General features: G+C 60.3%; 9 protein-coding genes. 2 read left to right on the top strand and 7 right to left on the bottom strand.

Features of this window, described 5'->3' with window-relative positions; all coding sequences use genetic code 11:
* Positions 1-19: 19 nt before the first annotated feature.
* From OU694_RS14115 to OU694_RS14090, 6 genes are all read right to left on the bottom strand, one after another.
* Entirely contained in the window at positions 20-2,542 is a 2,523-nt protein-coding gene (locus OU694_RS14115) for an ABC transporter permease (protein ID WP_308911656.1), read from the bottom strand.
* 30 nt (positions 2,543-2,572) lie between these two features.
* Positions 2,573-5,002, bottom strand: coding sequence for an ABC transporter permease (locus tag OU694_RS14110; RefSeq protein ID WP_308911655.1), 2,430 nt, complete (start codon positions 5,000-5,002; stop codon positions 2,573-2,575).
* Positions 5,003-5,015: 13 nt separating this feature from the next.
* On the bottom strand, positions 5,016-7,499 hold the full coding sequence (locus tag OU694_RS14105; protein WP_308911654.1) for an ABC transporter permease: 2,484 nt from the start codon (positions 7,497-7,499) through the stop codon (positions 5,016-5,018).
* A 63-nt stretch (positions 7,500-7,562) separates the two neighbouring features.
* Entirely contained in the window at positions 7,563-10,043 is a 2,481-nt protein-coding gene (locus OU694_RS14100; RefSeq protein ID WP_308911653.1) for an ABC transporter permease, read from the bottom strand.
* 59 nt (positions 10,044-10,102) lie between these two features.
* Positions 10,103-10,783, bottom strand: a complete 681-nt coding sequence (locus tag OU694_RS14095) for an ABC transporter ATP-binding protein (RefSeq protein ID WP_308911652.1) — start codon at positions 10,781-10,783, stop codon at positions 10,103-10,105.
* Positions 10,784-10,852: 69 nt separating this feature from the next.
* Positions 10,853-12,211 (bottom strand): efflux RND transporter periplasmic adaptor subunit, encoded by a 1,359-nt coding sequence (locus OU694_RS14090; protein WP_308911651.1) that lies wholly within the window; start codon positions 12,209-12,211, stop codon positions 10,853-10,855.
* Positions 12,212-12,421: 210 nt separating this feature from the next.
* Between OU694_RS14090 and OU694_RS14085 the strand changes: the two genes are divergently transcribed.
* The gene (locus OU694_RS14085; protein ID WP_308911650.1) at positions 12,422-13,819 is read left to right on the top strand and encodes a sigma-54-dependent transcriptional regulator; all 1,398 of its coding nucleotides are present in this window, start codon (positions 12,422-12,424) and stop codon (positions 13,817-13,819) included.
* Positions 13,809-15,173, top strand: coding sequence for a sensor histidine kinase (locus tag OU694_RS14080; protein WP_308911649.1), 1,365 nt, complete (start codon positions 13,809-13,811; stop codon positions 15,171-15,173). The genes OU694_RS14085 and OU694_RS14080 overlap by 11 nt, the downstream gene beginning before the upstream one ends.
* Here the strand turns inward: OU694_RS14080 and OU694_RS14075 are convergent, their stop codons facing one another.
* Entirely contained in the window at positions 15,174-15,944 is a 771-nt protein-coding gene (locus tag OU694_RS14075) for an isocitrate lyase/PEP mutase family protein (RefSeq protein ID WP_308911648.1), read from the bottom strand.
* Between the last annotated feature and the right edge of the window lie 121 nt (positions 15,945-16,065).

Here is a 16,065-nt window from a genome sequence, read left to right as displayed (position 1 = left end):
GAACCCCGCTAGGGAAACGTCATTCGTAGCGGAGCGCGTGGATCGGTTTGGCGCTGGCGACCCGGATGGCACGGCCCGCCACGGTGCCCCAGGCGATAAGGAGCGCGACGAGACCCGCCACCACGGCGGCGACCAGAATGTAACCATGCCCCAGCCGGTATTCGAAACCCTGCAGCCAGTCGACCATCAGATACCAGGCAACCGGCCATGCGATCAGGTTTGCAACCACAACGGGCTTCGAAAGCTGCCAGACAAGCAGCCGGACGATATCCCGCGTGCGGGCCCCCATCACCTTCCTTATCCCGATTTCCTTGGTGCGGCGCTCGGCAGTGAAATGGGCAAGCCCATAAAGGCCGAGGCAGGCAACAAGGATCGCGAGGCCCGAGAAGGCCGCGAAAAGCGTGCCCTGCGCCACATCGTCAGCATACTGGGCGGCAATCATGTCATTCAGGAAGCTCATGTCCATCGGCACGTTCGGGGCCACACGGCGCCACGTACCGCCAATGGCGGAGACCAGCGACGGCAGATCAGCGGTGCGGTAGGTGACGGTCGCCACATCCATGTTGGTCGGCTGAACGAAATAGACGCTCGGCTGCTTGCCGAACCGGATGGAGCGGAAATGCACATCCGGCACCACACCAACGATGGTGAGGTCATAGGGACCGGCGCGATAGACCCCCGCCCGCAATACACGCCCCACCGCGTCGGCCGCATTGCTGAAGCCAAGGTTGCGGGCTGCCATCTCGTTGATCACGACAGAGGCCGAGCGGCGGATGCTGTTGTCCTCGAGCGCGGCCTCGATCACTTCATTGCCGCGGGAACGATCAAAGGTACGGCCGGCAACCGGGTCGATGCCATAAGCCTCGAAGAAGCCGAAATCGACCGAGAAATAGTTGATGATCCGTTCCTCGGTGTTGGCCGAGGTGTCACCTGCTGCGGACAGCAGCTGGAAGCCGGTGTTGTTCTCATTGTCATCCGTCGGCACTTCGGACGAGAAGACGACGCTTTCAACACCGGGGAGAGCCGCCAGTTCACGGCCGATCGATTCCCGCTGTTCGGCAATCGGCGCGGACGTGAAATTCCGCATCACGATCTTGCCCTCGGTTTCAAATCCGAGATCCATCTTCTGCGCATACATGGACTGGCCGTAAACAACCGCCGTGCAGATGGCGAGGCCGATGGATACGGCAAACTGGATGACAACGAGCAACATACGGAGGCGACCGGAGCCTTCGGCATCCGAAGACTTGTTGGCCTTCAGGATACGTGCCGGCGCAAAACGCGACAGCACGAGTGCAGGATAGCTGCCGGCGATCACGCCGACGAGCACTGCCACCCCCAAAGCAAGGGCCATAAGCCCGCCGTTCGTCGCGATGGTCATCTCAAGCGAGCGGCCAAGAACATCATTGTAGGCGGGCAAGACCATCTCGACGCCCATCAGGCCGAGCATGAGGGCAATCAGCGACAGCATCACCGCCTCGCCCAGAAACTGCAGGGCAACCTGTGTGCGCGATGCACCGAGAACCTTGCGCAGTGCGACCTCGCGTGCCCGCTGGGTTGCCCGTGCGGTCGACAGGTTCATGAAGTTGATGCAGGCGATGGCGAGGATCAGGAAGGCCACGGCCGAGAAGGTATAGACGAAACGGATATCGCCCATCGGCCGCATGTCGCCGAAATTGCCGGCGTCAGGACGGGCATGCAGATGCAGATCCGGCACCGCCATCACATTCGGGCGAATGAAATCGCTCGGCTGGCCGTCCATGCCCGCATCCGCCGTCATCTTGCGGAAGGGGCTTTCGCGGTCCAGCCAGTCATAAACGCGCGCCTTGAAGCCCTCGACGGTCGCACCCTCTTTCAGCTTGAAATAGGTGAGCGTGTTCACGCTCGTCCAGGTCTTCAGGATGTTCGGCGCGAAGTCGAACATCGGAGGATCGAGGAACACGAGGAAATCGATATCGAGATGGCTGTTCTCAGGGATGTCCTTGATCACGCCCGAAACACGGACATCCACTTCCTGGCCCTGAACGCAGCAGACCGTGAGCGTTTCACCAACCACGTCGATGCGGCCAAAATATTTGAGGGCCATTTCCTCGCTGACGATGAAATCCATCGGCTTCGAGAAGGCGCTCGCCGCACTCCCTGCCACGAACGGCAATTTGAAGATGTCGAAGAAGGTGCTGTCGGCGAATACCAGCCGCTCGTCAAATACCTTTTCGTCCTTGATGATCGTCTGGTTGGTACGCACCAGCCGCACTGCCGTTTCAACGTCCGCTGCGGCATAGGCCGAGATGGCATCCATCCAGAAGCCGGGAGCGGAAACCGTGCGGAACGCTGGCCGGTCGGGCGACAGGAAGGCACTGTGTAGCCGCACGATGCGGTCGCCTTCCGGCAGCCAGTCATCATAGGAAAGCTCGTCTTCCACAAACAGGAAGATCAGCATGCAGCTCATCAGTCCGACGGCGAGGCCGAAGATATTGATGAAGGAAAACAACCTGTTCTTGAACACATGCCGCCAGGCGGTCAGGAAATAGTTGCGGAACATCGTCTCTTCTCCTCGCTTCTCGGATCAGTCTTATTCGTAGCGCAGGGCATTGATGGGTTTGGCGCGGGCCACCAGGTATGCCCGTCCGGCAACGGTCGCCCAGGCGATCAGGAACGCGGCCAGCCCTGCCGCCATGCAGGCAGGCAGCATCAACCAGCTGTCGATGCGGTTCGGATACTGTTCCAGCCATGACGACATGGTGAAGAAAGCCACCGGCCATGCGATCAGGTTGGCGACGATCACGGGCCGCGAGAATTGCCAGACCATCATCATCACGATGTCACGCACCCGCGCACCCAGCACCTTGCGGATGCCAATTTCCTTGGTACGCCGCTCGGCCGAAACCGCCGCAAGGCCATAAAGCCCCATGCTGGCGATCAGCACAGCGAGGCCTGAGAAGAAGGTCAGGATTCTTGACATCTGCACTTCTTCCTCAAACTCTTCAGCCACCGCGTCATCGACGAAAGTGAAGACAAACGGGGTGAAGGGCGCCAGTTCCATCCATACCGAACGAACGGCCTCGACGACCTCGGTCGGCGACCCGCCGAAACGGACGGTCAGGTTGTAGCCCCGGTCCCGTGTGAAATAATAGACTTCCGCGCGCTGCGGGTCGTTGATGTCCTGCAGGCGGGCATTCTTCGCCACCCCGACTATCCGCAGCGGACGCGTGCCGTTATAGACCAGCGCACCGATGGCGGCGTCTGGCGACGCAAAACCCATCTGTTCAGCCGCAAAGGCATTCAGCATGACCCGGTTTTCAACCGGATTTTCATCCGTATTGTCCTGAAACTCGTCAGCTTCATTGGTGCCTGAAAAATTGCGGCCTGCCGCCATCTCGATCCTGTAAGTGTCAAAGAAGGCGTCATCGATCCAGATCTCGCCCATGTTGATCTGTTCGTCCCGGACCGGGGTCGGGCCAAAATTGCCGCCGCTGTTGTTGCCATCCGATGGCGTTTCCGACGACATGCTCGCCGCACGCACCATCGAAAGCTTCCGCACCTTGTCCCGGAGGGTCGCCCGCTTGTCCTTCATGTCGCCGCGGTCGACACCCTGAACGACCAGAAGATTGTTGCGGTCATAACCGGGGTCCATGTTGGTCACGAACCAGGTCTGGCCATAGATGATGATGGTGGACACGATCAGGATCACCGACACCGCAAACTGGAAGGTCACCAGCACCTGCCGAAGGATGATGGTCCCCCGGCTTTCTGCCGACTTGTTGGCCATGAGGATCCGCCCGGGACGACTGCCGCTGATGGCGAAGGCCGGATAAAAGCCGGCAAGGCCACCCACGACCAGAACGGTCGCAATCAGCGACGCCCAGAAGACGCCGTCATCATAGGAAAGCTCAAGCGGAGCATCCAGAAACTCGGCAAAGGCTGGCAGGCTGAATTCCAGCAGCACCACCGCCAGCATGGCGGCGATCAGGGTGATCAGGATCGATTCCGTCAGGAACTGGACAATCAGTTGCGGCCGCCCGGCGCCCAAAACCTTGCGCAGCGCCACCTCACGCGTCCGGCGGATTGCCTGCGCGGTCGCCAGATTGACGAAATTGATGGCGCCGACCAGCACAAGAACAACCGCGATGGCGATCAGGATCTGCATCTTGGCCATCACCGACATCTCGTCGAGCGTGACAAAGTGGGCATGATAGTCCGAGAATTTCATCCCGTTCATGGCAAGGAAAGACGACCCTTTGCCCGAGCGGGTTTCGACAAATTTGTCGAGTAGCCCCGGCATCCCGGCCTGGATGGTCGACCACGAAGCGCCGCTCTTCAGAAGCACATATTGCTCGACGCTCGTCGATCCCCAGTTCCGAAGGAGCCAATGCGGCTCGGCGAAGGCTTCCTCGTCCATCAGGGCAACAGCCGGAATATCCAGCTCGCTGTTTCTTGGCAGGTCCTCATAGACAGCGACGATGCGATAATCGCGGTCCAGATTGTAGACTTTCAGGTTCAACACACGGCCCAATGGGTCCGCGTCCCCGAAATGGTTTTCAGCGAAGGTACGACTGACAGCGAGGCTCGATTTGTCGCCAAAGGCAGCCTTCATGTCGCCTTTGAGCACCCTGAACTGGAAGATTTTCAGCAGATCCGCGTCCGCCCATTGCACCAGTTCGTCCGTGACCTTGTCGCCGTCGCGGATCGTCGGCTCCAGGGCGCGCAGGCGCGCGGCGGCCTCGATCTCCTCCGGGAAGGTGCTCAGCATTGCCGCCTGCAGCTGCCCGGAAAGCCGGCGCAACCGTGCCTTCGGCTCGGGGCCGGTCAGGAAGCTCGTATCCATCCGGTACAGACGGTCGGCATTCGCCCATTCCTTGTCGTAGGAAAGCTCGAACCGGACAAACAGCAGGATCAGGAACGCCGCCATCAGGCCAACGGCCAAGCCGCCGATATTGATGGCGCTATAAAGCCTTTCCTTGGCAATGTTGCGAATGGCGCTGCGAAGATAATTGGCAAGCATGATGGCGTCCCTTTCACTCGTACCTGAGGGCTTTGATGGGATTGGCGCGGGCGACCTGCGCGGCGTTACCGCCGACCGTTGCCCATGCGATGCCGAGCGCGATGAGGCCGGCGATCAGGCACAGCGGCGCCAGCATCCAGGCCTCCATCCGGTAGGGGAAATTTTCGAGCCACGAAAGCATCCCCCACACCGCAACCGGCCATGCCACCAGGTTGGCGATCAGGACGGGCTTGGAAAATTGCCAGATCAGCAAGCGGACGATATCGGTCACGGTGGCACCCATCACCTTGCGGATGCCAATCTCCTTGGTCCGGCGCGCCGCGGTGAAGGCCGCAAGGCCATAGAGGCCGAGGCAGGCGATGACAATCGCGAGGCCCGAAAAAACGCCAAGAAGCATTGACTGGCTCTCTACCGCCTCGAACTCCTGCGCCATGACCTCGTCCACATAGTCATAGGCAAAGGGCACCGTGCTGATCATTGATTTCCAGGACTTTTCGATCTCGGCAACAACCGGACGCGGATCGCCGATATAGCGCACATTCAGGTTCGAGAAGCCGAACGAAGCGAGCATATAGACTTCCGGGCGCATCACTTCCTTCAGCGACTGGAACTTGATGTCCGGAATGACCCCGATGATGGTGAATTGAGCCTGCACATCGTTGCCCACACTTGCCTTGACAACGCGGCCGATCGCTTCCTTTGGCGTTCCGAAGCCGAAACGACCAAGTGCGCCCTCGTTCACGATGATATTGCCTTGCAGCAGATCCCCCGGCTCGGCGGCAAAGCCGTTCGGGGTTACATCAAGTGCATTCTGGCGATTGTAGGCTCGCCCGGCGAGGAACGGGATTTCGTAGGTTTCGAAGAATTCATAATCTACCCGGTGGACCCCGATCAGCACGGTGCGTTCGCCGTCATCATCGGCAACACGGACCGAAATGTTGCTCTCGTTGCCGCTGGCTGGTGCATCGCTCGAGAAAGCTGCATCGACAACCCCCGGAATCCGCAGGACCTGCTCCTTGAAGGCGTCCCGCTTGCTCACGGCGCCGGAGTTCGACGTATTGCGAACGACCAGGAGGTTTTCCTTGTTGAAACCCGGGTCAAGTCGCGTCGCGTAAAGCTTCTGGCCATAGACCGTACCGGTGGAGACGATGAGCGTGATCGAAATGGCGAACTGCATCACGACAAGCGCACTGCGAAGCCGGGCCGAGCCGCTCGATTCCGCGGACTTGTTGGCCTTGAGCACGCGGGCCGGGCGGTAGCCTGAGAGGACGAGTGCCGGATAGAGACCACCCAGAACCCCGACCACAACCATCAGGCCGGCAAGAACGCCAATAGTGCCTCCGTCGAAATAATCGAACACCAGATCCTTGCCGACAAACTCGCTGAAGAAGGGCAGCGCCACTTCAACGAGGACGAGACCAAACATCAGGCCGATAAAGGCAATGACGGTGGATTCGCCAAGGAACTGGATCACAAGCTGCCGGCGATTGGCACCAAGCACTTTCCGGATTGCAACCTCACGGGCCCGCTGGGTGGATTTGGCGGTGGCGAGATTGGTGAAATTGATGCAGGCGATCATGAGAATGAGGGCCGCAATGGCGGCGAAAGCCATCACCGTACCCATGTCGCCCGTCGGCTTCATTTCCATATCCCGGGCACCAGCCTGGTTGAGCTGGATATCGGTCAGCGGCTGAAGGCTATATTGAACATAGGTCGACGACTTGGCGTTGCCGATGGCGGCGGGTGGCTCGATATAGGCGTCGACGAAATCGTCGAGGCGATCTTCAATCGTCCGGATTGACGCGCCGGGCTTCAGGGTGAAATAGACATAGTTGTTCACGCTGTACCACTGGCTGAATTCCCAGTTCTGCTTCGTGAAGTCGTTTTCATCGATCTTGGCGAGCCCTTGGAAATTGAGCACGGAATTATGCGGCAGATCCTTGTAGACTGCCCCGATCCTGTAATCCCGCTCGATATCCATCAGATTGATGGTCACGGTCTTGCCGAGCGGGTTGCCTTCGCCGAAATGCTTTCGCGCGAAGCTCTCGTTGACGGCGAGGCTGGCGTTGTCCTGCAACGTCTGGCGCAAGTCACCGGCGACAACTTCGAGATCAAAAATGTCAGCGGTCTCGGGATCGGTCCACATCAGGATTTCGCTGAAGACACTACCGTCCTTGTTCATCACCACTTCCATGCTGTTGAAGCGAGTGACGGCTTCGATCTCTTCCGGAAAATAGGCCTTCAGTGCGTCCTTGGTCGGCCCTTGCGCCATCACCGTGACCATCGGTTCGCGACCGGGAGTGTTGAAGGTGGTATTCAGGCGATAGATACGATCAGCATTCGACCAGAACTGGTCGTAGGAAAGCTCGTCCCGCACGAAAAGCGCAATCAGGACGCAGGCTGCAAGGCCAATCGCCAGCCCGGCGATATTGATGAAGCTGTACAGCTTGTCTTTCACAAGGTTCCTGAGCGCGACGCTGACATAATTGCTGAACATGGTGGTCTCCCTGCTGTCGTTCTGCATGTCGGGGCCGGATGCATCGCCCGGCCCCGTTTATGATCATTCGTAGCGCAGCGCCTTGATCGGGTTGGCGCGAGCCACCTGCGCGGCATTCCCGCCGACCGTCGCCCAGGCGATGCCGAGCGCGATCAGGCCGGCGATCAGGCACAGGGGCCCCAGCACCCAGGCTTCCATCCGGTAGGGGAAGTTTTCGAGCCACGAAAGCATGCCCCAAACCGCGACCGGCCAGGCGATCAGGTTGGCGATGATCACGGGCTTCGAGAATTGCCACAGCAGCAGGCGGACGATATCGGTCACCGTTGCACCCATCACCTTGCGAATGCCGATTTCCTTGGTGCGGCGCTCGGCGGTGAAGGCGGCAAGACCATAGAGACCGAGACAGGCGACAAACACAGCAAGCCCGGCAAACAGCGCCAGCATGGTGGCCGTTGCTTCTTCCTGATCGAATTCCTCGGCCAGAGCCTCATCGACAAATTCATAGGAAATCGGCACCCCGGTCACGAGCGACCGCCAGATATTCTCAACGCCAGAAACAAGCGCCTTCGGATCGCCCGTGAAGCGGACAGTGAGATTGCCATAATTGTCGGCATCAAGCGCGTACATCTCCGGCCGCTTCACAGTCTTCAGCGACTGGAAATGCACATCCGGCACCACGCCCACGATGGTCAGCGCATTCTTCACACCGTTGCCACGGCCGATCATGAAGACCTTGCCCAGCGCTTCTTCGGGGGTGCCGAAGCCAAGGCGATTCAGGACGCTTTCATTGACAATGATGTTGCTGTTGACCACATCGCCTTCCTTCAGCCCTTCCACGCTCGGCTCGGAATCGCCCGCATACTGGCGGTCATAATCGCGGCCGGCGATGATCGGAATCTGGTAGGTCTTGAAGAAATCATGGTCCACATCCTGCACACCGATGAGGATGGTGCCGGTGTTTTCCTGCCCCGGAATCTCGACCGATGTGTTGTTCTCGTCCGAGCTGCCCGGCGTATCGCCCGAGAAGGTAGCCGATACCACGCCCGGCAGGCGCTGGATTTCCGCCTTCAGCGCGTCCCGGCGTTCTTCCGCGCCCTTGCGGTTGATGCGGTGCAGGACGAACATATTGTCCTTCGTATAGCCGGGATCCATCGTCGTCGCGTACTTGAGCTGGCCGTATACGCCGGATGTACCAACGATCAGCGCGATCGACACGGCGAACTGGAAGATTACAAGACCGCTGCGCAGGGCTGCCGAGCCTGAAGTTTCCGCCGACTTGTTGGCCTTCAGCACCCAGGCCGGGCGGAAGCCCGAAAGGATGATGGCCGGATACACACCGCCCACCACGCCAACCGTGGCAACGAGCCCAGCAAGGATCGCGAGCGTCATGCCATCGGTATAATCGAAGCTGAGGTCACGGCCGATGAATTCGCCGTAGAATGGGAGTGCGGCTTCCACGATCACAATCCCGGCGACAAGGCCGATGAGCGCGATCAGCACCGATTCCCCGATGAACTGGACGATCAGCTGGCCGCGGCCGGCGCCCAGCACCTTGCGGAGCGCCACTTCACGCGCCCGCTGGGTCGATTTGGCCGTCGCGAGGTTCATGAAGTTGATGCAGGCGATCACAAGGATGAGACCGGCAATCGAGGCGAAGATGATGACGGTGGCGATATTGCCCGTGGGCTTCATCTCGCCAAGGCCGGCCGGATGCAGCTGGGCGTCCACAAGCTTCGTGGTGCCGAACTGCACAAAGGCCGAAGCGCCCTTGCCGCCGGTCAGTTCCGCAGGCATTTCGATGCTGTTGTCGGCAAAAGCATCGAACCGGCTGGTGACGCTGCTGATATCCACGCCCGGCTTCAGCGTGAAAAGCACCGTGTTATTGACCGAGAACCAGCTGTCGAAGAGGAAGGCCTGATCATGCCAGTCGTTCTCGTCGATCATGGCGACCATTTCAATCGCCAGCACCGTATTGTGCGGCAGGTCCCGGAAGACCGCTGCTACCCGGTAATCACGCTTCAGGTTATAGTTGGTGATGGTCATCACCTTGCCCACAGCCGGCTGGTCGCCGAAATATTTGTGGGCCATTTTTTCTGAAAGCGCGATGGAGGCATTGTCGGTCAGCACGGCTTTCATGTCGCCGGCCACCACGTCGAAATCGAGGACATCGCTCGCGGTCGGGTCCGCAAAAATCATCTCGTCGGTGTAAAGCGCATTGCCGATCTCGATGACCGGGGTCAGCGATTGCAGGCGCACGACCTTGTCGATCTCCTGCGCAAAAAAGCGCTCGAGTGCGCCTTTCGATGGCCCGGGTGACACCACGGTCACGAAGGGCTCGCGGCCGGGGATCGAGAAAGTGGTGTTCAGGCGGTAAAGCCTGTCAGCCTTCGTCCAGAACTGGTCGTAGGAAAGCTCATCCCGCACAAAGAGCGTGATGAGGATGCAGGCTGCAAGACCGATGGCGAGCCCGATGATATTGATGGCGCTATAGAGCTTGTTTTTCACAAGGTTCCGGAGCGCGACGCTGACATAATTGCTGAACATGGGATTTCCTCCCCGCTGTCGTGTTCGGTTTTTTGTTTTGTGTCAGTCGGCTGCGCGTCTTATGCGGCGCGCAGGTTTTCCGTTACCACCTGGCCATCGAACAGGTTGATGGTGCGGCGGGCATAGTCGGCATGGGCCGGGCTGTGGGTCACCATCACGATGGTGGTGCCTTCTTCATTCAGGCCCTGCAGCATTTCCATGACTTCCTGGCCGTGGGCGCTGTCAAGGTTACCGGTCGGCTCATCCGCAAGGATCATCGACTGGTTGCCGACCACGGCACGAGCCACTGCCACACGCTGTTGCTGGCCGCCCGAAAGCTGGCTCGGCATATGCTTGGCGCGGTGGGCAATGCCGACCTTGTCCATCACGGCGGCCACGCGGTCGCGGCGCTCGCTGGCGGCGATATCGTGATAGAGAAGTGCGAGTTCGATATTCTCGGCGACCGTCAGTTCATCAATCAGGTTGAACGACTGGAAGATGAAGCCGATGTGGCGCTTGCGGATATTGGCGAGCTTGGCTTCCGAATAGCGGGCCACATTTTCGTCGAAGAAGAGATAGTCGCCTTCCGACGGGTTATCGAGCATGCCGATGATGTTGAGGAGCGTCGACTTGCCACAGCCCGAAGGCCCCATGATGGCAACGAACTCGCCGGAATTGATCTCGATATTCACATTGTTGAGGGCGATGGTCTCGACCTCGTCGGTGCGGTAGATTTTCGAAAGATTGTGCATCTTGAGCATGTTTTTTCCTTCCCGTTTATCGCTGTCGTCACTCTGGCCGGATTTGGCCGTTTTCTCGCTTTTCAGACCTTATTTTTCACCGAGCTTCAGGCGGTCCATGTCCTTGAAGTTCGTATAGGGCGACGTGATCACCTTCTCGCCAAGGTCGAGACCATCAAGGACTTCGATATGGCGGGTGTTGCGGCGGCCGAGGCGCACATTGCGCTTCACGGCTTCGGTGCCATCGGACGAGACGACGAAGACCCAGTGGCCGCCGGTATCCTGGAAGAAGGCGCCGTTCGGGATGAGGCGGGCTTCGGTCGCATCGCCGAGCGTCAGTTTCAGCTGGATCGTCTGGCCGCGGCGGATGGCTTTGGCTTCTTCGCCGTCGAACACAAGGTCAACCGTGAAGAGACCACCTGTCACCTGCGGATAGATTTTGGCGACCTGCAGGGCATAGTCGCTGCCACCCTGCTCGAACGTGGCAATCTGGCCAAGGTCCACACGGTTCAGGTAAAATTCGTCAATCTCGGCTTCGAGCTTGAAGCGGTTCGGATCATCAATCTGGCCAAGACGGCCGCCGCGTTCGATGCTCTGGCCGATTTCCACATTGAAGCCGGAAAGCTTGCCGTCAACAGGCGCCTTCACCTCAAGGGCTTCAAGGTTGCCACGGGCGAACTCGAGGCTCTTTTCAAGCTGTGCGCCGGCTTTCTGCAGGAAATCGAGCTGCTGCTTCTGCATGCGCATGTCGGTCGCCTGGCTTTCAATCGTCACTTCGCGCTTGGCGATATAATAGGCGAGCGCATCTTCGGTATCATCGAGCTTGGCCTGCGACACCGCACCCGTCTTGATCAGGTCGCGCTCGCGCTCGGCCTGACGCGACAGGCGCGTGATCTCGTAATTGATTTCAACAAGGTTGCGCTTGTGGTCCAGCCGGTTGCGCTCCAGCCCCAGTTCGGTGGTGCGCAGGTTATTCAGCTGCTCGGTGACGAGCGCTTCGTTCTGGATCACTTCAAGCTGCAAGGTGGCGTTCGAAAGCTCGACGATCGGGTCGCCGGCCTTGACGACGGCGCCGTCTTCCACCAGCACGCGCTCCACCCGGCCGCCTTCGATGGCGTCAAGGAACACGGTCTTCAAGGGCGTCACGCGGGCACGAACGGGGATGAAATCCTCGAACGTGCCGCTTTGCACCTCGGAAATCTCCAGTCGGTCCTTGCCGATCTTGAGGGAGCGGCCACCGGTTGCCTGCATTGCAAGCGCGGCGGCAACCGCCACAAAAAGGACGCCCCCGCCGATCCAGCCGATCTTTTTAAGCGGTAGTTTCTTTTTTTCCACACGGCGGTCCATGCCGGACCCCGATACGGCACCCGAATGCGGCCTCCCTGAGCCCGGGTTCGGATTGTTCTTCGGCTGTTTCGACGGATTTTCCATATTCGTGACAGTACCCATTTCTGTTTCCGTTCGTGCTGTGCCCCGTTTGTTTTTTTGGGGTCCTCGCTGTCGTGACCACCCCTTATCCGCAAGCGGCGTGCCAGTTTATAAATCCGCAGATTTCTGCGGCATTCAGATGCCAGTGTTCGATATCGAACATTTTTGTGTGTACGATATCGAACAGTTGCGATAGGCTCGCGACCAACCGGACAAGAGGGGTAGACAGGCGTGGCGGAAAAGGCGGGCAGCATTCTGATTGTGGACGATGACGAGGATATCCTTGTCGCCGGACGGCTGCTCTTGAAGCGCCATTTCGACCGGGTGACCACGACCAACCGCCCCGCCGATATCCGCGAGCTTCTGGCCCGTGAAAAGTTCGATGCCATCCTCCTTGATATGAATTTCGGCCCCGGCGAATCGTCGGGCGAAGAGGGATTCGCCTGGCTGAAGGTGATTCTGGAGCTTGATCCCGAAGCGGTCGTCGTGATGATCACGGCGCACGGCGGGGTGGATACGGCGGTGGAGGCCATGAAGCTTGGCGCCACCGATTTCATCGCCAAGCCATGGCAAAATGAAAAGGTCGTGGCCACCCTTTCGGCTGCCGTCAAGCTCGGCCAGAGCCGGGACGAAACCGCCCGCCTCAAGGGCGCCAACAAAACACTCGCGGCCGCCAGCGTGGGCAGCGCCCCCACCATCATCGGTGACGCCCCGCCGATGCAGGACCTGATGCGCCTGATCGCCCGCGCCGCGCCCACGGATGCCAACGTGCTGATTCTTGGTGAAAACGGCACGGGGAAAGAGCTTGTCGCCCGCGAACTTCATAGGCAATCAAGGCGTTCGAGCGCCGTGTTCATGGGGGTGGACCTTGGCAGCATCGCGGAGTCGCTCTTCGAGTCGGAGCTGTTCGGCCACAAGAAGGGCGCCTTCACGGACGCGAAAGAGGACCGCACCGGGCGTTTCGTGGCGGCCTCGGGCGGCACCCTGTTCCTTGACGAGATCGGCAACCTGCCCCTGCATCTGCAGGCCAAGCTGCTGACCGTGCTGGAACGCCGCGAAGTGACGCCCGTGGGTGCCACGCGGGCCGTACCCATCGATGTGCGGGTAATCGCCGCGACCAACATCGCGCTTGACCAGTTGCATGATGAAGCCCGCTTCCGGCAGGATCTGCTGTTTCGCCTGAATACAGTGACGCTGACCCTGCCCCCCTTGCGTGACCGGCGCGAGGATATCCCGGCGCTTGCCACCCATTATGCAGCTTTCTATGCCCGCAAATATGGCAAGGCGGAAAAGCCCTTCTCGCCCGATGCACTGGCCGCGCTCGCCACGCAGGACTGGCCCGGTAATGTGCGGGCGCTGCGCCATGCCATCGAGCGCGCGACAATTCTTTCGGATACGGAACGATTTGAAGCCCGGGACTTTTCCGACGGGGCCCCGACAGCCGCGCCTGCCCCGACAAACGGGGACGCGGCGGCACCGGCGCTTGATGACCTGAACCTTGAGCGGCTGGAGCTTGCCGCCATCAGCACCGCGCTCAAGAAGCATCGCTACAATATCAGCCACGCGGCGAAGGATCTGGGCCTGACCCGCGCCGCGCTTTACCGCCGGATGGAAAAACATGGGCTTTAAACGCTTCAGCCTTTATCTCGTCCTGCGGCTCGGCATCATCGCCCTGCTGCTTGCCGCTTTCGTGGCGCTATTGATCACGCCGGGCTATCAGGTGGCAACCCTTGTGGCGCTGGCAGCAGCCGCGTTTGCCACCATGGAAACCCACCGTTTCATCAGCCGCACGAATGCCGAACTGAATCGTTTCCTCGATGCCGCGCGCTACGGCGATTATGGCCAGCGCTTCAACCTCACTGGGCTCGGTGCCGGGTTCGGGGAACTGGGCGAGACCTTCACCGCGATCCTTGATCGCTTCCGTGCCGAACGCACGGGACAGGAAGAAGAACTTCGCCACCACAAGGCCCTGATCGAGCATGTCCCCGTACCGCTGATTTCCGTGCATGGCGACGGGCTTATCACCGTGTGGAACAATGCCGCCCGGCGGCTGTTCGGCAGCCACCATCCGCGCCGCATTTCCGACCTTGAAATCTTCGGGGAGGAATTCAAGCGGCAGGTGACGATCATTGAGCCCGGCGAGCGCAAGCTGGCCCCCTTCAACGCCGACGGAGCCGAAGGCCAGGTCGCCATCGCAGCGACGCAGATCATGATCGGCGGCAAGCTGGAGCGGATCGTCAGCCTGCAGGATATCGGCAGCGAGCTGGATCAGGCCCAGCTTGAAGCCTGGCAGTCGCTGGTGCGCGTACTGACACACGAGATCATGAATTCGATCACGCCTGTCGCATCGCTCGCCAAGACGGCGGCGGATCTCGTAGAGGATGCCGCCGGCAAGGTGACGGACCACCCCGAAGCCGTGGCGGAGCTTGAAGACGTGCTTGATGCCGTCAACACCGTGGCGCGGCGCTCGGACGGGCTGATGCAGTTCGTGCAAAGCTACCGGCGCCTCACCCGCCTGCCCCCGCCCGAGAAAACCCGCCTTTCGGTTAAAACACTGCTTGAGGAGGCAGCCCGTCTCGCCGCCCACGACTGGGAAGCCCGCAAGATCGGCCTTCTGATCGATGTCGAGCCCGCGTCACTTGAGGTGATGGCTGACCATGACATGCTGATGCAGGTGCTGATCAACCTGTTGCAGAACGCAGCACAGGCGCTCGTGGGCGACGATGGCCCGAAAGAAGGAGCAGAAGTCACCCTGTCCGCCCGGCTCAACCGTCGCGGCCGCGTGGTCGTCGAGGTGGCGGACAATGGCCCCGGCATCCCGGATGCCATTGCCCGCCAGGTTTTCGTGCCCTTCTATACCACCAAGCGGGATGGCTCCGGCGTCGGCCTGGCGCTCACCCGGCAGGTAATGATCGCCCACGGCGGCGGTGTTTCGCTCGCCACCCGCGAGGGCGGCGGGGCGCTTTTCACCCTCACCTTCTGATCAGGCAGCAAGCTCGGCGAGGAAGCGTTCCTTCAGCCCTGCCATCGCCTCTCGGTAGGGCCGCGGGCCATAGCTCGCCCGCGCGACACCAAGCGCTGCCATCTCGGCCACCGTGCCGATGCCGCTGAACATCATCACATTCACCGGCAGGGCGACCGCCCCGCATACGGCCCGGATGAGGGTAGGATCAGCAAGTGCGGGCACGAAGAACCCATCCGCCCCTGCCGCCTTGTAAGCTTCGGCGCGCGTGACAGCCTCGGCAATCAGGCCCTGATGCTTCGCCCGGTCGCCTTCCTGCAGGAAAAGGTCGGTGCGGGCATTGATGAAAAGGTCAATGCCCTCGGTCTCTGCCGCCGCGCGCACCGCCTTGATGCGGGCGGCTTGCGCCTCAACCGGATAGACACCGCTGCCGCCCACCACCTGATCTTCGAAATTGATGCCGACAATGCCGGTCTGGACCGCGCGGCGCACATTCGCCGTCACGCCCGCCGGATCTTCGGCATAGCCGCCTTCGAAATCGAGCGTGAAGGGCACATCCACCGTGCCGGCGATCCGTTCGGCGATGGCGAGGAGCGTATCAAGCGGGATTTCCTGCCCGTCCTTGTAGCCCTGCGCATCGGCGACCGACCAGCTGCCGGTGGCTACTGCTTTGGCGCCTGCCTCCGCCACCGCGCGCGCACTGCCAGCGTCCCAGATATTATAAAGCACCAATGGGTCGCCCGCCTTGTGCAGGCTGCGGAATAACCGGGCACGATCCTGTTGGGTTGGCATGTCATATCCTCCTGTCCGTTTCTTGTTTGGGTATCCCTTCATACCGGACAAGCGGACAGGTGCGCAGGCGGAAATCGGACATCAATATGATTTGATGTCCGACCCGCCAGTCAGGACGCGA

Source organism: Pseudokordiimonas caeni, assembly GCF_026719705.1.
In the GTDB taxonomy this organism is placed as follows: Bacteria; Pseudomonadota; Alphaproteobacteria; order Sphingomonadales; family Kordiimonadaceae; genus Gimibacter; species Gimibacter caeni.
Note: the sequence above shows the minus strand (reverse complement) of the source record. Positions and strands in the feature narration are given on the sequence as shown.